At 61.8% G+C, this 18,919-nt stretch carries 10 protein-coding genes; 9 read left to right on the top strand and 1 reads right to left on the bottom strand.

The genetic code is table 11. The features are described 5' to 3' along the window. The first annotated feature begins 153 nt into the window (after positions 1 to 153). The 6 genes from recC to ACW9I6_RS20625 all read left to right on the top strand — a co-directional run bounded on the left by recC (position 154) and on the right by ACW9I6_RS20625 (position 11,817). On the top strand, positions 154 to 3,603 hold the full coding sequence (gene recC / locus ACW9I6_RS20650) for an exodeoxyribonuclease V subunit gamma (protein WP_457339749.1): 3,450 nt from the start codon (positions 154 to 156) through the stop codon (positions 3,601 to 3,603). Continuing rightward, entirely contained in the window at positions 3,600 to 7,277 is a 3,678-nt protein-coding gene (gene recB / locus ACW9I6_RS20645) for an exodeoxyribonuclease V subunit beta (protein WP_457339748.1), read from the top strand. The genes recC and recB overlap by 4 nt, the downstream gene beginning before the upstream one ends. Further along, positions 7,274 to 9,325 carry an exodeoxyribonuclease V subunit alpha gene (recD, locus tag ACW9I6_RS20640; protein WP_087694894.1) on the top strand — a complete coding sequence of 684 codons (2,052 nt, stop codon included), beginning with the start codon at positions 7,274 to 7,276 and terminating at the stop codon, positions 9,323 to 9,325. Before recB ends, recD begins: the two co-directional genes overlap by 4 nt. Before the next feature lie 161 nt (positions 9,326 to 9,486). Then, a complete protein-coding gene (locus ACW9I6_RS20635; RefSeq protein WP_032898591.1) occupies positions 9,487 to 10,056 on the top strand; it encodes a YfiR family protein in 570 nt (189 codons plus the stop codon). Then, positions 10,053 to 11,321: a diguanylate cyclase domain-containing protein gene (locus tag ACW9I6_RS20630; RefSeq protein WP_003214191.1), complete on the top strand. Its 1,269-nt coding sequence runs from the start codon at positions 10,053 to 10,055 to the stop codon at positions 11,319 to 11,321. The genes ACW9I6_RS20635 and ACW9I6_RS20630 overlap by 4 nt, the downstream gene beginning before the upstream one ends. A gap of 4 nt (positions 11,322 to 11,325) precedes the next feature. Beyond that, positions 11,326 to 11,817 (top strand): OmpA family protein, encoded by a 492-nt coding sequence (locus tag ACW9I6_RS20625; RefSeq protein WP_003214188.1) that lies wholly within the window; start codon positions 11,326 to 11,328, stop codon positions 11,815 to 11,817. 135 nt (positions 11,818 to 11,952) lie between these two features. Here the strand turns inward: ACW9I6_RS20625 and ACW9I6_RS20620 are convergent, their stop codons facing one another. Beyond that, positions 11,953 to 12,900: a LysR family transcriptional regulator gene (locus ACW9I6_RS20620; protein WP_087694895.1), complete on the bottom strand. Its 948-nt coding sequence runs from the start codon at positions 12,898 to 12,900 to the stop codon at positions 11,953 to 11,955. Between the two features lie 131 nt (positions 12,901 to 13,031). Here ACW9I6_RS20620 and ACW9I6_RS20615 point away from each other — a divergent pair, with 131 nt between their 5' ends. The 3 genes from ACW9I6_RS20615 to ACW9I6_RS20605 all read left to right on the top strand — a co-directional run. Then, positions 13,032 to 14,549 (top strand): CoA-acylating methylmalonate-semialdehyde dehydrogenase, encoded by a 1,518-nt coding sequence (locus ACW9I6_RS20615; RefSeq protein WP_008430611.1) that lies wholly within the window; start codon positions 13,032 to 13,034, stop codon positions 14,547 to 14,549. A gap of 14 nt (positions 14,550 to 14,563) precedes the next feature. Next, positions 14,564 to 15,451: a 3-hydroxyisobutyrate dehydrogenase gene (gene mmsB / locus ACW9I6_RS20610; protein WP_003214181.1), complete on the top strand. Its 888-nt coding sequence runs from the start codon at positions 14,564 to 14,566 to the stop codon at positions 15,449 to 15,451. An 868-nt stretch (positions 15,452 to 16,319) separates the two neighbouring features. Then, the coding region (locus ACW9I6_RS20605; protein WP_457339747.1) for an Ig-like domain-containing protein at positions 16,320 to 18,919 on the top strand (2,600 nt) is incomplete at its 3' end.

Raw genomic sequence — 18,919 nt, 5'->3', positions numbered from 1 at the left:
TCCAGAACCCCTGATTGCTTATGCAGTCAGGGGTTTTGTTTTGCGCGGTCGGAAAGTATGGCGAGCGTCTCCAAGTGTTCCTCACTTGCAGCCTACGATTGTCTTCAATGCTAAAGTCCATCCCTCGATTTTGCTTTTCCCAAGGAAGCCGTTATGCCGGATGCGACGTCCCTCAGTGCTGGATTCATGGTGGTTCACGGCAACCGCCTGGATGAGCTGCGCAGCCTGGTTGTCAGCTGGATGCGCCGTTACCCGCTGGCTCCCCTGGAAAACGAAATCGCCCTGGTACAAAGCAACGGCATTGCCCAGTGGCTGAAACTGGCGCTGGCTGAAGACCCTGAAGACGACGACATGGGCGGTTGCGGCATCGCTGCCGCTATTGATGTGCAGCTTCCCGGTAGCTTCATGTGGCAGCTCTATCGCATGGTCCTGGGCAAAGACGAAATCCCGCCCAAGTCCCTGCTGGATAAAGCCCCACTGACCTGGCGTCTCATGCGCCTGTTGCCGGAGCTGATCGATCAGCCCCATTTCGAACCCCTGCAACGCTTCCTGACCCACGATACGGATCTGCGCAAACGCTACCAACTCGCGGAACGCCTCGCCGACCTGTTCGACCAATACCAGGTCTACCGTGCCGACTGGCTGGAAGATTGGGCTGCCGGTCGCCATCAACTGCGCAATGGCCGTGGCGAATCCAAACCTTTGAGCCCGGCCAACTGCTGGCAAGCCGAACTATGGCGCGCCCTGCTGTTGGACGTAGGAGAGGAGGGCATGGCTCAAAGTCGCGCCGGAGTTCACCAACGCTTTATCGAGCGCATCAATAGCCTGGAGCAGGCACCGATAGGCCTGCCCTCCCGCGTGATCGTCTTCGGCATTTCCTCCTTGCCAGCCCAAGCGCTGGAAGCCCTTGCCGGCCTCGCCCGTTTCAGCCAGGTGCTGCTGTGTGTGCACAACCCTTGTCGCCATCACTGGTCCGACATCGTCGCCGACAAAGACCTGCTCCGAAACGAATACAAGCGCCAGGCACGCAAGGCCGGAATGCCGGTCACCATCGACCCGCAAACCCTGCATCAGCACGCCCACCCGCTGCTCGCTGCCTGGGGTAAGCAAGGTCGCGACTACATCAACCTGTTGGACAGCTACGACGACCCCAACAGTTACCGCTCGGCATTCCGTGACGGTCGTATCGACCTGTTCAGCGAGAGCGAGCCCACCACCTTGCTCAACCAACTTCAGGACGACATCCTCGAACTGCGCCCCCTCAACGAAACCCGTGAACTCTGGCCAAGCGTCGACCTGGCGCGCGACACTTCCATTCGCTTCCACATCGCCCACAGTGCCCAACGCGAAGTTGAAGTTCTTCACGACCAGTTACTGCAGCGCTTCAGCGCCGACCCCACGCTGCGCCCACGGGACATCATCGTCATGGTCCCCGACGTCGACAGCTACGCGCCGCATATTCGCGCCGTATTCGGCCAGCTTGAAAGAAGCGACCTACGCTTCATTCCGTTCACGCTTACGGACCAGGGCCAGCGCGGCCGCGATCCGTTACTGATCGCCGTCGAGCACCTGCTCAAGCTCCCGGACAGCCGCTTTCCGGTCAGCGAAATCCTCGACCTGCTCGACGTCCCGGCACTGCGGGAACGCTTCGCCATCAAGGAACGCGACCTGCCGACCCTGCACCGCTGGATCGAAGGCGCCGGTATCCGTTGGGGCCTCAACGCCGAACAACGCGCCGGCCTCGGCTTGCCCCAGGAGCTGGAGCAAAACAGCTGGCGGTTCGGCCTACGTCGCATGCTCCTGGGCTACGCCGTTGGTACGGGCTCTGCCTGCGATGGCATCGAGCCGTACGATGAAATCGGCGGCCTCGATGCGGCCTTGATCGGCCCGCTAGTCGCACTGCTCGATGCGCTGCACGATGCCCACCAGGCACTTTCGCAACCTGCCGCGCCGACAGAGTGGGGCGAGCGCCTGCAAAACCTGATGCAGTTGTTCTTCCTCCCGAGCAACGAGCACGACGACTACCTGTTGGGTCAACTCGAGCAACTGAGAGAAACCTGGCTGGAGACCTGCGAGTCCGTCGGACTGCATGACGAATTACCCCTGACCGTAGTCCGCGAGGCCTGGCTGGCAGGCCTCGACCAAGGCCGGCTGTCCCAGCGCTTCCTCGCGGGAGCTGTCAATTTTTGTACCTTGATGCCCATGCGCGCGATCCCATTCAAGCTGGTTTGCCTACTTGGCATGAACGATGGCGACTACCCACGCGCACAACCGCCGCTGGACTTTGACCTGATGGGCAGCGACTACCGCCCAGGCGATCGGTCACGTCGCGAAGACGATCGCTACCTGTTGCTCGAAGCCCTGCTCTCCGCCCGCGACCAGCTCTACATCAGTTGGGTCGGCCGCAGTATCCGCGACAACAGTGACCGCCCGGCATCGGTCCTGATCGGGCAGTTGCGCGACCACATTGCCAGCGGCTGGCACACCACCAGTGGCGAACCACTCCTGGAAGCCACCACCCAGGAACACCCGCTCCAGCCCTTCAGCGCCCGCTACTTCCATGAAGGTGACGAGCTGTTCAGCTACGCCCGCGAATGGCAGTTGCTCCACGCAATCCCGGACAGCCTGCCCGATACCGGCAGCCTCGCACCCTACACCCAGGAAGAACCGCTGAGCCTTGGCCAACTGCAAGACTTCCTGCGCAACCCGGTCAAACACTTTTTCAGCCAGCGCCTGAAAGTGTTTTTCGAAGCCGCCGAAGTCCCGCTGGAAGATGAAGAACCCTTCGTCCTCGATGCACTGCAGCGCTATAACCTGAGCGACAGTTTGCTCACGGCGGCACTCACCCGCCCCGACAACCTCGACGAAGCCCTCAACGCCCAGGCCCTGCGTCTGCAAGGCAGTGGCTTGTTGCCGATGGTTGGTTTCGGCGAATGCCTGCGCAAAGAACTGATCGAGCCTCTGCCCGACCTGTTGCAGCGTTACCAGCAACTCCTGGCACTCTGGCCCACTGCGCACACCAGCGCCGAACCGATCAGTTTTGAGCATCAAGGCATCCAACTGGAAGGTTGGATCAGTGGCCTGCATCAACGCAGCGATGGCGGCTTTCTAAGCGTCACCGCCATCCCCAACAGCATCGGCTCGATCAAGACCCGTAAGTGGCATCGCCTGATTCGCCCATGGGTCAACCACCTGGTGGCCTGCGCCTGCGGTCTTCCGTTAAGTACCGGCCTGGTCGCCAGCGACGACACACTGCTATTGGCCCCACTTGAGCAAGCCACAGCCCGGGAGCTCCTCGGCAACCTGCTGCTCGCCTGGAAAACCGGCATGAGCGAACCACTGCCGGTCGCCGTTAAAACCGCATTCGCCTGGCTCGGTCAAACCGACCCGGCCAAAGCGCAAGCCGCCGCCAGCAAAGCCTACGAAGGCGACGGCCAAACCAGCGACGGCGAGCGCCGTGAAAGCCCTGCGCTCATCCGACAGTTCCCCGACTACGCCGCCTTGATGGCCAGCGAAGAGTTCGAAGGCTGGTGCGAAACCCTCTATCGACCGTTGATCAACGCTCCCTGGCGATCACTCACCAGCGCGGAGGCCAGCGCATGAGCGGTACAAAACCCCTGGCCCTGGCCTTCCCGCTCAAGGGCAGCCAACTGATCGAAGCCAGTGCCGGCACAGGCAAGACATTTACCATCTCGGCGCTCTACCTGCGGCTGGTACTCGGCCACGGAGGGGACGAATCGGGCTTCGGTCGCGAGTTGCTGCCGCCGCAAATTCTCGTCGTGACCTTTACTGATGCCGCCACCAAAGAGCTGCGTGAACGCATCCGAATCCGCCTGGCAGAAGCCGCGCGTTTTTTCCGCGAAGAAATCGAAGAACCCGACGCGTTGATCGCCGAACTGCGCGACCAATACAGCCCCGCACAATGGCCCGGCTGCGCCAATCGCCTGGACATCGCCGCCCAGTGGATGGATGAAGCCGCCGTCTCGACCATTCACAGCTGGTGCCAGCGCATGCTGCGCGAGCACGCCTTCGACAGCGGGAGCCTGTTCACCCAGACCCTGGAGACCGACCACAGCGACCTGCTCGGCGAAGTGCTGCGCGACTACTGGCGGCTGTTCTGCTACCCGATGCACGACGATGCGCTGAACTGGGTGCGCAACAATTGGGGCGGCCCGGCGGCCCTGATGCCACGGGTACGCGCGCTGTTCGGCAGCGAGCGGCCCACGGATGAAACGCGTGACCCCGCCGAGCTGATCAACGAATGCCTGCAAGAGCGTCGCCAAGCACTCGTCGCGCTCAAGGCACCCTGGCAACAATGGGCAGAAGAATTGCGCAACATTTGCCTGCAGGCCGTCGCCGCCAAAACCGTCGATGGTCGCAAGATGCAAGCCCGTTACTTTGAACCCTGGTTCGAAAAAATCAGCGCCTGGGCAGCTGACGAGTCTCTCGAACAACTGGACATCGGCACCGGTTTCACCCGCCTGACCCCCGACGGCATGGCCGAAGCCTGGAAAGGCGAACCACCCCGCCATCCGGGTATCGACGCCATGGCCAGTCTCAAGGCCAGCCTCGACGCCCTGCCAACGCCCGATGCTGCTGTGCTGCAACACGCCGCCGGCTGGGTGGGAAAACGCTTCGAAGAAGAAAAGCGCCGGCGCGCCGAAATGGGCTTCGACGACATGCTGATCCGCCTCAACGCCGCCCTGCAAGCCGACGGCGGCGAGCGTTTGGCCAGCGTGATCCGCGAGCAATTCCCGGTCGCCCTGATCGACGAATTCCAGGACACCGACCCGGTGCAATACAGCATCTTCGACAGTATCTACCGCATCGAAGAAAACCACCTCGACAGCGGCCTGTTCCTGATCGGCGACCCAAAGCAGGCGATCTACGCCTTCCGTGGCGCCGACATCTACACCTACCTGCGCGCGCGCCAGTCCACCACCGGCCGCCATCACACCCTGGGCACCAACTTCCGTTCGAGCCACGCCATGGTCGAGGCGGTAAACCACGTATTCCAGCGCGCAGAAAAAGGCCGTGGAGCGTTCCTGTTCCGTGAACCAGACGGTACGAATCCGGTGCCGTTCCAGTCGGTATTGTCCCAAGGCCGTAAGGAACAACTGCAGGTCAACGGTCAGACGTTGCCTGCGCTGAATCTCTGGCATCTACCCACCGACCAGCCGATCTCCGGCGTGCTCTACCGCCAACAGTTGGCCGCGTCCTGTGCCAGTCAAATCGTCGCGTTACTCAATGGCGGCCAGCAGGGAACTGCCGGATTCCTCGGCAAAGACGCTAGCTTCAAAGGCGTGCTGCCGTCAGACATCGCCATCCTCGTGCGCGACGGCAAGGAAGCCCAGGCCGTGCGCGGTGAACTGGCTACCCGTGGCGTGCGCAGCGTTTACCTCTCCGATAAGGATTCCGTGTTCGCCGCCCAGGAAGCCCACGACCTGCTGGCCTGGCTCAAGGCCTGTGCCGAGCCGGACGTCGAGCGCCCACTGCGCGCCGCCCTGGCTTGCGTCACCTTGAACCTGTCGCTGCCCGAACTGGAGCGTCTGAACCAGGACGAACTGGCGTGGGAACAACGCGTAATGCAGTTCCGCGATTACCGTACGATCTGGCGCACCCAAGGCGTGCTGCCGATGCTGCGGCGCCTGTTGCACGACTTCAAATTGCCGCAAACCCTGATCACCCGCGGCGATGGCGAGCGGGTATTGACCAACCTGTTGCACCTCTCGGAATTGCTGCAACAGGCGGCCGCAGAGCTGGACGGTGAACAAGCGCTGATTCGCCATCTGGCCGAACATCTCGCGCTTTCCGGCCAGGCCGGTGAAGAGCAGATCCTGCGCCTGGAAAGTGATGAACAGCTGGTCAAAGTGGTAACGATCCACAAATCCAAGGGGCTGGAATACGACCTGGTTTTCCTGCCGTTCATTTGCTCGGCAAAACCGGTGGATGGCAGCCGCCTGCCGTTGCATTACCACGACGCAAACGGTAAATCCCAGGTCAGCCTCAGGCCCACCGCCGAGTTGATCGCCCAAGCCGACGATGAACGGCTGGCCGAAGACTTGCGTCTGTTTTACGTGGCGCTGACTCGCGCCAAACACGCCTGCTGGCTGGGCATCGCCGACCTCAAGCGTGGCAATAACAACAGCTCGGTGCTGCACCTGTCGGCCCTGGGCTACTTGCTCGGCGGCGGCGCTTCACTTGGCGAGTCCGGCGGCCTGGCCCGCTGGTTGCTTGACCTGCAGGAAGGTTGCCCGGCACTGCATTACGCAGAAATCCCCGAGGCCGATGCGGTCGTATTCCACCCGCCGCGTAACGAAGCCACCTTGCTCGCGCCGCTGCTGCCCAAGCGCAAGGCGGCAGAAAACTGGTGGATCGCTTCCTACAGTGCGCTGCGTATCGGCGAGAGCATGAGTGCGGCGAGCCTCGAAGCGCCGGAAAGCCCACAAGCGCAGAAGCTGTTCGATGACGAACGCCTCGACCCGGATGCCCCACGCGAAGTGCCGGCTTCCGGTGGCGATATTCACCGTTTCCCACGCGGGCCGAATCCCGGCACCTTTCTCCATGGCCTGCTGGAATGGGCGGGCGGCGAAGGCTTCAATGTAACCCCGGAGGCCATCGAAGATGCGGTCGCCCGCCGCTGCAACCGACGCGGCTGGGAAGGCTGGATCGGCACACTCGGCGGTTGGCTCGGGCATCTGTTGCAAGCCCGGTTGCCGCTGGGCAACGGGCAGGTGGCCCTTAGCGAGTTGCGGCAGTACCAGATCGAAATGGAGTTCTGGTTTGCCAGCCACAAGGTCGACGTCCTCGCACTCGACAAACTGGTGTGCCAGCACACTCACAATGGCGTATCCCGCGTGGCCGCCGAACCGGTGCTGCTCAATGGCATGTTCAAGGGTTTTATCGACCTGACCTTTGAGCACGAAGGCCGCTACTACGTGGCCGACTACAAATCCAATTGGCTTGGTCCCGATGATTCGGCCTACACGCAGCAGGCCATGGAACTGTCGATCCTCGACCATCGTTACGACCTGCAATACGTACTTTACCTGCTGGCCCTGCATCGCCAGCTGAAGGCTCGGCTGCCGGAGTACGACTACGACCGTCACGTCGGCGGCGCGTTGTACCTGTTCCTGCGAGGCACCCATTCCGCGAGCCAGGGCGCGTATTTCACCCGACCACCCCGGGAATTGATCGAAAGCCTGGACCTGCTGTTCCAGGGCAAACCGCTACCACCCAAGGCCGAGCCCGCCTGGGAACAAGGAGAGCTGCTATGAGCCTGTCGCCGTTACCGCTTGAGGAGCTGACGCCCCTCAGCCGCGCCGCCGACCTGGTGCAACTGCTCGATCTCTGGGTGCAGCGCGGCTGGTTGCGCGCGCTGGACAAGGCCTTTGTCGGCTTCCTCCACGAACTCGATCCGCAGGCTGACCCTTTAGTCCTGCTGGCCGCGGCCCTGACCAGCCACCAACTGGGCCATGGCCATGTATGCCTGGACCTGTTCGAAACCCTCAAGGCCCCGGATTTCGCTCTGTCGCTGCCACCCGAAGGCGATGTGCAAACCGGCGTCATGCTGCTGCCATCACAGTTGCTCGACGGCCTGGACGGCGCCCATTGGTGCCATGCCCTGGCCGCCAGCCGTCTGGTGGCACTGGCCGTCGACGGCAGCGAGGAGGCGCAAAGCCGGCCACTGGTGCTGTCGGGCAAACGCCTGTACTTGCGCCGCTACTGGACCTACGAACGGCGCATCGACAGCGCTTTGCGCCTGCGACTCGCCACCCGGGAAAGCGTTGCCGCCGATCTGCCCGAACGCCTGAATCGCCTGTTCGACCAGGCCCCGCCAGACGGTGTTGTCGACTGGCAAAAACTCGCCTGCGCCTTGGCCACCCGCGGTGCATTCAGCATCGTCACCGGCGGGCCGGGTACCGGCAAGACCACCACGGTGGTGCGTTTGCTTGCGCTGTTGCAGGCCCCCGCCGTGGAAGCGGGCAGCGCGTTGCGCATCCGTCTGGCGGCGCCCACCGGCAAGGCGGCCGCGCGCTTGACCGAGTCCATCAGCCAGCAAGTGCTGTCGCTGAAAGTGCCTGATGCGGTGAAGGACAAAATCCCGACCCAGGTCACCACCGTTCACCGTTTGCTCGGCAGCCGTCCCGGCACCCGACACTTCCGGCATCACATCGGCAATCCGTTGCCCCTGGATGTGCTGGTAGTGGACGAAGCCTCGATGATCGACCTGGAAATGATGGCCAACCTGCTGGACGCCTTGCCACCCCATGCTCGCCTGGTGCTGCTGGGTGACAAGGACCAGTTGGCCTCGGTTGAAGCCGGGGCGGTGCTGGGGGATTTGTGCCGCGACGCCGAAGCCGGTTTCTACAGCCCGCAAACCCGCCAGTGGCTGCAACAGGTCAGCGGCGAAGACCTCGGCGCCAGCGGCCTGCAGGAAGACCTCGACGGTAGCCACCCCTTGGCGCAACAAGTGGTGATGCTGCGTTACTCGCGGCGTTTCGGCGAAGGCAGCGGCATTGGCCAGCTGGCCCGCTGGGTCAACCAGCAAAACCCTGAGCAGGCCCGCAAACTGCTGGCTGCCCGCAGCCATGCCGACCTGTTTTGCGTCAGCCTCAAGGGCGAGCAGGACCATGCCCTGGAGCGCCTGGTGCTGGACGGCCATGGCGACGGTGCCCACGGTTATCGCCATTACCTGAAACTGCTGCAGACCGCGCGTCCGTCCCTGGAGACGCCACGGGATGACGAGGCCTGGACGCTCTGGGCGCAAAAGCTGCTGAAAGCCTTCGACGCTTTCCAGCTGCTCTGTGCCGTACGCAAGGGCCCATGGGGCGTGGAGGGCCTGAACCTGCGCATTACCGCCGCGCTGCTCAAGGCTCGGCTGATCGACAGCGACCAGCAATGGTACGAAGGGCGCCCGGTGTTGATGACTCGCAACGATTACGGCCTGGGCCTGATGAACGGCGATATCGGTATCGCCCTCAAGCTGCCCGAAAGCGACGGCGGGCCGCAGGTTCTGCGCGTCGCGTTCCCGCGCAACGATGGCCAGGGCGGCGTACGGTTTGTGTTGCCCAGCCGGCTCAACGACGTCGAAACCGTCTACGCGATGACGGTGCACAAATCTCAGGGCTCTGAATTCACCCACACCGCACTGATTTTGCCGGACGCCTTGAACCCGGTGCTCACCAAAGAGCTGATCTACACCGGCATCACCCGCGCCAAGGACTGGTTCAGCCTGATCGAACCGCGGGGTGGCGTATTCGAAGAGGCGGTGAGCCGCAAGGTGAAACGCTTGAGTGGGCTGATGCTGGAACTGGGCACTTGATCGTCAAAGAAGCTGACCGATGGGACATCTAAATTTTCTGATCCAAATGTGTGATTTTTCTTAATAAAATGTCGGAATCCTCCTGGGTGTCGCCTCGGGGGGTTTCCGCCGTTGTGCTATCGTTGCGGCATCATCCCGAGAAGATCAAAGAGAATCGCTGCATGAACGTGGCTGTCTCGCCCACAGAGCGAAGTTTGAGCTGGAGACGAATGCTGCTGTTGGCGCTTCTGTGCGTGTTCACGCCCCTCGTTTTTGCCCAGCCGCCTGCCGGCATGGCCGATCAGCGGGCCAAGGCCGTCACCCAAGTGGTCCTGGGTATCCTCAGTTACGCCCGCTGGCCGGTAGAGCCCGCGCAATTGCGTTTGTGCATCGTCGGGCCAACCCAATACACCGATGACCTGGTCAAAGGCACCACCCAGGCTACCGGCCGTCCGGTAGTGGTGCAGCGTTTGCTGGCCGACCATCCAGACATCGCCAATGCCTGCGATGCCGTGTACATCGGCCAATTGACCAGCGACGAGCGCAGCCGCCTGTTCGCGGCATTGATCGGCCATCCGGTGCTCAGCATCAGCGAAGGCGGCGACCAATGCACCGTGGGCAGCCTGTTCTGCCTGCGGGTAGCCGACGAACAGGTGTCGTTCGAGGTCAACCTGGATTCCGTTGCCCGTAGCGGTGTGCGCATTCATCCGAGTGTGCTGCAGCTGTCCCGACGTCGAGCGCCGGGGTCATGAGTGTCGATAAGGCGCCAGTGCGTCCAACCTTGCGTTCAGTGATCGGGCGCGGGCACCTGAGCCTGGCGCTGATGGCCGTCAGCATGGCCAGTATTTCCCTGACCCTGCTCGGCGTGCTCGCGCTGCGGGTGTATGCCGACCACAATCTGCACCTGATCGCCCGCTCCATCAACTACACCGTGGAAGCGGCCGTGGTGTTCAACGACAGCGCGGCGGCCACCGAGGCGTTGGGCGTGATCGCCTCGGAGGAAGAAGTGGCCGAGGCGGAAGTCTTCAACGTCGACGGCAAGCAACTGGCCCACTGGGAGCGCCCTGAAACCGGGATGCTGTCGATGATTGAGCTGCAGTTGGCGCATGCCCTGCTCGAACAGCCCATCACCCAGCCGATCCTGCATCAGGGCCAGGTCATCGGCAGCGTGCACCTGACCGGCCACGGCGGCAGCCTGTTGCGCTTCCTGCTCAGCGGCCTGGCCGGGATTCTGGTGTGCACCGCCCTCAGCGCCTGGGTTGCACTGTACCTGGCGCGGCGTTTGTTACGCGGCATCACCGGGCCGTTGCACAGCCTGGCCTCGGTGGCCCACGCCGCCCGAAGCGAGCGGGCCTTTGACCGACGCGTACCGCCGGCGAAAATCGCCGAACTCGACAGCCTGGGCAATGACTTCAATGCCCTGCTCGACGAACTGGAGGCCTGGCAGACCCACCTGCAAAGCGAAAACGAAACCCTCGCCCACCAGGCCAGCCACGACAGCCTGACCGGGCTGCCCAACCGTGCGTTCTTCGAAGGTCGGCTGATCCGCGCCCTGCGCAGCGCCGCCAAGCTCAACGAGAAAGTGGCGGTCTTGTTCCTCGACAGCGACCGCTTTAAAGACATCAACGACAACTTCGGCCACGCCGCCGGCGATGCGGTATTGGTGGCAGTGGCTACGCGCATTCGTGCGCAACTGCGTGAAGACGACCTGGTGGCACGCCTGGGCGGCGATGAATTCGCCATCTTGCTGTCGCCTCTGCACCGACTTGAGGACGCCCAGCGCATTGCCGAAAAAATCATCGCCAGCATGGACGCGCCCATTGCGCTGCCCGGCGACGCCCACGTATTGACCTCACTCAGTATCGGCATCGCCGTCTACCCCGATCATGGCGCCACCCCCGGTAACCTGCTCAACGCCGCCGATGCGGCGATGTACCAGGCCAAACGGCTTTCCCAGGGTGGCCAGCAAACGGCGGAATCTGAGTCCCCCGCCGCCGACGTTCAACACAGGAGTTGATCCCTTGTTCTCGACCGCACGCTTTTTATTCATCACCTTGCTCGTGGCTCTGCTCGCCCTGAGCGGCTGCCAGACCCCGCCGCCCAAAGGCCTGACACCGGCGCAAATCGCCGTGCTCAAACAGCAGGGTTTTGAACTGACTGACGAAGGCTGGGCCTTCGGCCTCTCGGGCAAGGTGCTGTTTGGCAGCGACGTCGAAAGTCTGAATGCCCCCAGCACCGAGATCGTCCAGCGCATCGGCAAGGCGCTGCTGGGCGTGGGCATTGAGCGCGTGCGGGTCGACGGCCACACCGACGCCTCGGGCAAGGAAACCTACAACCAGCAACTGTCCCTGCGCCGAGCCAAAAGCGTCGCGCACGTGTTGGCAGGCGTTGGGATGAAAGAAGAAAACGTACAACTGCGCGGGCTGGGCAGCAGCGAGCCGGTGGCGTCCAACGCGACAGCGGCGGGGCGCACCGAGAATCGCCGGGTGTCGATTGTGGTGATTGCGGACTAGTCTGGCTTTCGGGCAGTTCGAGTTGGAATGCAATCAATGTGGGAGCCGGGTTTGCCCGCGATGGCGGTGGATCAGTTGATGTATTGGGTGACTGACACACTGCTATCGCGGGCAAGCCCGGCTCCCACATTTTATTTAATCGGCAAACACCATCTCCCGCGTTTCCCCCATCAACAACGGCTGATTCTGCTCCGTCACCTCACGGATGTAATCCCACAGCAGGGTGATCCGTTTCAACTTCCTCAAGTCCTCGCGGCAGTACATCCAGAACTGCCGCGTAATGTTTATCTCCTTCGAAAGCACCGGCAGCAACCGCGGGTCCTGTGCCGCCAAAAAGCACGGCAGGATCGCCAGCGAGCGCCCTTGCTGCGCCGCCACGTACTGCGCAATCACGCTGGTGCTGCGCAAACTGGCGCTGGCGCCGGGCACTACATTGGCCAGGTACAGCAGCTCCGAACTGAACGCTAAATCATCCACGTAGCTGATAAACGGATGCTCGGCCAGGTCCGCCGCCCGGCGGATGGGCGGGTGCTGGTCCAGGTATTCCTGCGTCGCGTACAGCTGCAGCTTGTAGTCGCACAGCTTGCAGCACACGTACGGCCCATGCTCCGGCCGTTCCAGGGCGATGACGATATCCGCCTCGCGCTTGGACAGGCTGATGAAGTGGGGCAGGGGCAGGATGTCCACCGAGATCGCCGGGTAGGTGTCGACGAAGTGGCTCAGTTGCGGGGTAACGAAGAAGCTGCCGAACCCTTCGGTGCAGCCCATGCGCACGTGGCCGGACAGCGCCACGCCGGAGCCGGAGACCTGTTCGCAGGCCATGTGCAACGTGCTTTCGATGGACTCGGCGTAACCCAGCAGGCGCTGGCCTTCGGTGGTCAATACGAAGCCGTTGGTCCGGGACTTTTCAAACAGGAGAGTGCCCAACGATCCTTCAAGGGAACTGATGCGCCGTGACACCGTGGTGTAGTCCACCGCCAGGCGCTTGGCAGCGACGCTGGCCTTGCGGGTACGCGCGACTTCGAGGAAAAACTTCAGGTCATCCCAGTTCAGGGAGCCCAGTGACGTGATGTTTTTTTGCATATTGGACCGGCTTTTATGTGCGTTCTTATTAGAAGTTTGCACATCTATACTCCAAAAACAGTCCGAACGCCTCATCCTCAAGGCGATTCAACGCCTTGGTTCTCTGCATACCTACAAGAATTGGAGACCACATGAACGCATCTGCCGATATTTCCGTAAAACAGGTCAAGCTGCTGATCAACGGCGAGTGGGTCGAATCCAGGACCACCGAATGGCAAGACATCGTCAACCCCGCTACCCAGCAAGTGCTGGCCCGCGTACCGTTTTCCACCCCTGAAGAAGTCAACGCTGCCATCGACGCCGCCCATCGCGCCTTCCAGACCTGGAAGCTGACGCCGATCGGTGCGCGCATGCGCATCATGCTCAAGCTGCAAGCCTTGATCCGCGAGCACTCCAAGCGCATCGCCGTGGTCCTGAGTGCCGAGCAGGGCAAGACCATTGCCGACGCTGAAGGCGACATTTTCCGTGGCCTGGAAGTGGTCGAGCACGCGTGCTCCATCGGCACCCTGCAGATGGGCGAATTCGCTGAAAACGTCGCCGGCGGTGTGGATACCTACACCCTGCGCCAGCCGATCGGCGTGTGCGCCGGCATCACCCCGTTCAACTTCCCGGCAATGATTCCGCTGTGGATGTTCCCGATGGCCATTGCCTGCGGTAACACGTTCGTACTCAAGCCATCGGAACAGGACCCGCTGTCGACCCTGCTGCTGGTTGAACTGGCGCTGGAAGCCGGGGTGCCAGCCGGCGTGCTGAACGTGGTTCACGGCGGCAAGGACGTGGTGGATGCGCTGTGCACCCACAAAGATATCAAGGCCGTGTCCTTCGTCGGTTCGACCGCCGTGGGGACTCACGTCTACGACCTCGCCGGTAAACATGGCAAGCGCGTGCAATCCATGATGGGCGCCAAGAACCACGCCGTGGTGCTGCCGGATGCCAATCGCGAACAAACCCTGAACGCCCTGGTCGGTGCCGGTTTCGGTGCGGCGGGTCAGCGTTGCATGGCAACTTCCGTGGTGGTGCTGGTAGGCGCGGCCAAGCAATGGCTGCCGGACCTCAAGGCCCTGGCGCAAAAGCTCAAGGTGAACGCCGGCAGCGAAGCCGGTACCGATGTGGGTCCGGTAATCTCCAAGCGCGCCAAGGCACGCATTCTCGACCTGATCGAAAGCGGCGTAAAAGAAGGTGCCAAGCTGGAGCTGGATGGCCGCGGCATCAAGGTGCCGGGTTTCGAAGACGGTAACTTCGTCGGCCCAACTCTGTTCTCCGGCGTGACCACCGACATGCAGATCTACACCCAGGAAATCTTCGGCCCGGTGCTGGTGGTGCTGGAAGTCGACACCCTCGACCAAGCCATCGCCCTGGTCAACGCCAACCCGTTCGGCAACGGCACCGGCCTGTTCACCCAGAGCGGCGCGGCGGCGCGTAAATTCCAGAGCGAAATCGATGTGGGCCAGGTCGGCATCAACATCCCGATCCCCGTGCCGGTTCCGTTCTTCAGCTTCACCGGTTCCCGTGGTTCGAAACTCGGCGACCTGGGCCCGTACGGCAAGCAAGTGGTGCAGTTCTACACCCAGACCAAAACCGTCACCAGCCGCTGGTTCGACGACGACAGCGTCAACGATGGCGTCAACACCACCATCAACCTGCGCTGATCGAGGAGACGACAATGAAGATTGCATTTATCGGCCTGGGCAACATGGGCGCGCCGATGGCGCGCAACCTGATCAAGGCTGGCCATGCGCTGAACCTGTTCGACCTGAACCAGACCGTGCTCAAGGAACTGGCGGAACTGGGCGGCACCATCAGCGCTTCACCGCGCGCGGCAGCCGAAGGCGCCGAGTTGGTGGTGACCATGCTCCCGGCTGCGGCCCATGTGCGCAGTGTGTGGCTCGGTGAAGACGGCGTGCTCGCCGGCATCGGCAAAGGCGTGCCGGCGGTGGATTGCAGCACCATCGACCCGCAGACCGCCCGCGATGTAGCGGCGGCGGCAGCGAAACAAGGCGTGGTGATGGCGGATGCTCCAGTGTCCGGCGGCACCGGCGGTGCCCAGGCCGGGACGTTGACCTTCATGGTCGGCGCCACCCCGGAACTGTTCGCCACCCTGCAACCGGTGCTGGCGCAGATGGGCCGCAACATCGTCCATTGCGGCGAAGTCGGCACCGGGCAAATCGCCAAGATCTGCAACAACCTGCTGCTGGGTATCACCATGGTCGGCGTCAGCGAAGCCATGGCCCTGGGCGATGCGCTGGGCATCGACACCCAAGTGTTGGCGGGAATCATCAACAGCTCCACCGGGCGCTGCTGGAGTTCGGACACCTACAACCCATGGCCAGGGATTATCGAGACGGCGCCGTCGTCCCGGGGTTATACCGGTGGGTTTGGTGCAGAACTGATGCTCAAGGATCTGGGACTGGCCACTGAAGCGGCCCGCCAGGCACACCAGCCGGTGATCCTCGGCGCAGTGGCGCAGCAGTTGTATCAATCGATGAGCCAACGTGGGGAAGGGGGCAAGGACTTCTCGGCGATCATCAACAGCTATCGAAAACCAAAGTAGGGCGATTGTCCTTCTTCACTGTGGGCCCCTGATTTTTACTGCGTAGACCTTCCAGCACCAGCTCACTACTGGTGCTTTTTTTTGGCCTGAATAAACCCCTTCGCGACGTTTGTGGGAGGGCGGTATTACTTATCGACTAATGCCTAGGGATAAGGTTTTTTTGCATTGTTATAGTTGTGAAATAAACTTTTACAAGTTTCAGGTGTGACGCTGAAATATCATGTTTTTGATCATGGGTTATTCATTTGGTGAGTGTCCATGGGGCGCTCGATTATCATGCCGTTATAATTGATTTCTCGGTTGTGTGTATTCGGTTTGTCGTGCCTTCCCTCATTAAACACCCATGTTTATTGCGTGTTTACATTTCTCTTTGATGTTGACTATTGCCTCGCTAGTATCGGTTTTGCGAGCGTTGTCATGGTTGCTGCGTCTCGATAACTTCCGCCGAAGCGTTGTACTTTCAAAGTTGTGCAGGTGTGTCAGAGATGGCTAGCGAATGGATGCGTACATCGGGTTTCCCAGGGCTATCGGCCTCATCGAACGAGGCCGCCCTGGAACTTGAAAAAGCCCGCATCCTGGCCCGCCACCTCTCCCGGTTGCTCGACCTCTGGGCTCCGTTGCAGTCCAGCCCAAGGCCCGGGCAGGCTTATTCTGACGCCAAGGATGTGCCACCTCATTCGGTGTCAGCGTGTTGCAAGCGCACGCGTGTGGGTCTGCAATGTCGTGAAGAAACCGGCGTCGGTTGATCGCTGTAAATCCTGACCAGTCCTATATAAACGCAAAAAGAGTTTCGTGCTCGGCGGTAACTACCGTCGTGGGCATTCGCTCGCGCTGAAATACGTGTGTCCATATAAAAAACGGGTGAGAGATGAAAAACATAACTATTGTCGACAAGGCAACGGGGACGGCGACAGAGCATGCCTTTGGCAACGCCAGCCTCAAGGGAACCAGCATTGTAAAACTGCCGTTCGGACAAGAAAGCGTTCAATCGTTTCAACAGTCCGGCCAAAACCTGGTGGTCACTCTGAAGTCTGGAGAAACCATCACCATTCAGAACTTTTTTGTAGTGGGAGCCGACGGCTCCGCTAACCAACTGGTTCTGGAAAATGCCGACGGAACATTGTTGCTTGGCAACTATTCCACGCCGTATTCGGGTTTCAACTTCACCGAAATCTCGACCCTGGACGACCTGGGTGTGGCAGCCATTGCCGCTGACAGTGCGGTGCCGGACTGGGTGCTGTGGGGCTTGGGCATCCTCGCCGTGGGCGGTACCGCCGCGGCATTGAGCGGTGGTGGCGGTGGTGGTGGCCATCATCATCAAACGCCAGTTCCTGCACCCGGTGCTGCGACCGGTTTATCGGTCAACAGCGCGGGCACGGTGGTCAGCGGTAAAGGTCAGCCTGGCACCACAGTCACCGTCAAGGATGCCGCCGGTAACGTACTGGGCACAGGCACTGTGGGTACCGACGGCAACTTCCAGGTCAACCTGGACAAGCCGCAAACCAATGGCGAAACCCTGCAAGTCGTCCTCAAGGATGCCGCGGGTCAGGAATCGCAACCTGCGTCTGTGGTAGCGGGTGATACAACCGCCCCCGCCGCACCGAACGGTTTGGCCGTCAGTGCAGACGGTACAACCGTCAGCGGTAAGGGCGAGCCTAATTCGACCGTGATCATCAAGGATGCCAATGGCGAGGTCCTCGGCACCGGCACCGTGGATGCTGAAGGCAACTTCCAGGTCACCCTGGGAACTGCGCAAACCAATGGCGAAACCCTGCAAGTCACCCTCAAGGATGCTGCCGGCAATGAATCGTCCGCCAGCCCCGTGGTGGCTGGCGACAGCACCGCCCCGGATGCGCCGACCAACCTGGTGATCAGTGCCGATGGCGCAACTGTCAGCGGTAAAGGTGAACCGAACGCTGCCGTGAGCATCAAGGATGCCAGCGGCAACGTGATCGGTACGGGCACCGTCGGCGCGGATGGCAATTTCCACGTTTCGCTCGACACACCCGCGTCCGAAGGCGAAAGCCTGGCGATCACGCTCAAAGACGCTGCCGGCAATGAGTCGGCTCCGGGTGCGCTGGTTGTCGCCGATATTGAGACACCGCTTGCGCCGCGCAACCTGGCAATCAGTGACGTGGGTGACACGCTCAGCGGTGAAGGCGCCGCGGCCCACAAAGTCATCATCCTCAACGATGCTGGTGAAGTGGTCGGCAGCGGAACAGTGGCAGATGACGGCACATTCCTGGTGCAACTGAACTCGCTGCACATCAATGGCGAGCGGCTACGCGTGTTCCTGCGCAACTTCTCGGGCAAGGAATCCCTGCCAGGCATCGTCATCGCGGGGGACACCATCGCCCCGGATGCCCCAACAAACCTGGTGGTTGGCGAAGATGGCAGCACCGTCACCGGCAAGGGCGAACCGCGCGCGACCGTTACCGTGAAAGACGCCGATGGCAACGTGATCGGCACTGGCACGGTCGGCGACGACGGTAATTTTCAAGTCACCCTGGATCCGCTTCAGGTTAACGGCGAAACACTGGCTGTCACATTGACCGATGCAGCAGGCAACGAGTCTGTTCCGGCTTCTGTGATCGCTGTTGATATTGATGATACGGACGCTGATGCGGATGCTGACGCGGATGCCGATGCCGATGCCGATGCCGATGCGGACGCTGATGCGGATGCGGATGCGGATGCCGACGCTGATGCTGATGCTGATGCTGATGCTGATGCTGATGCTGATGCTGATGCTGATGCGGATGCGGATGCGGATGCGGATGCGGATGCGGATGCGGATGCGGATGCGGATGCCGACGCTGATGCTGATGCGGACGCCGATGCTGACGCGGATGCTGATGCTGATGCTGATGCTGATGCCGACGCCGACGCCGATGCGGACGCTGATGCGGATGCGGATGCTGATGCTGATGCTGATGCGGATGCCGACGCCGATGCTGATGCTGATGCTGATGCTGATGCCGACGCCGACGCCGACGCCGACGCCGATGCGGACGCTGACGCTGACGCTGACGCTGACGCTGACGCTGATGCGGATGCGGATGCGGATGCCGATGCTGACGCGGACGCGGATGCGGATGCCGATGCTGATGCCGATGCGGATGCGGATGCGGATGCCGACGCTGATGCTGATGCGGACGCCGATGCCGATGCCGATGCTGACGCCGACGCCGACGCCGACGCGGATGCCGATGCCGATGCCGATGCGGACGCTGATGCGGATGCGGATGCGGATGCCGATGCCGATGCCGATGCGGACGCTGATGCGGATGCCGATGCCGATGCCGATGCTGATGCTGATGCTGATGCTGATGCGGACGCTGATGCGGATGCCGATGCCGATGCCGATGCCGATGCGGACGCCGATGCTGATGCCGACGCTGATGCTGATGCTGATGCTGATGCTGATGCTGATGCTGATGCTGACGCTGACGCTGACGCTGACGCTGA

This window comes from Pseudomonas sp. SDO5522_S412 (assembly GCF_054071215.1).
The sequence above is the reverse complement of the archived record's forward strand: the minus strand, read 5'-3'. Positions and strand labels throughout refer to the sequence as shown.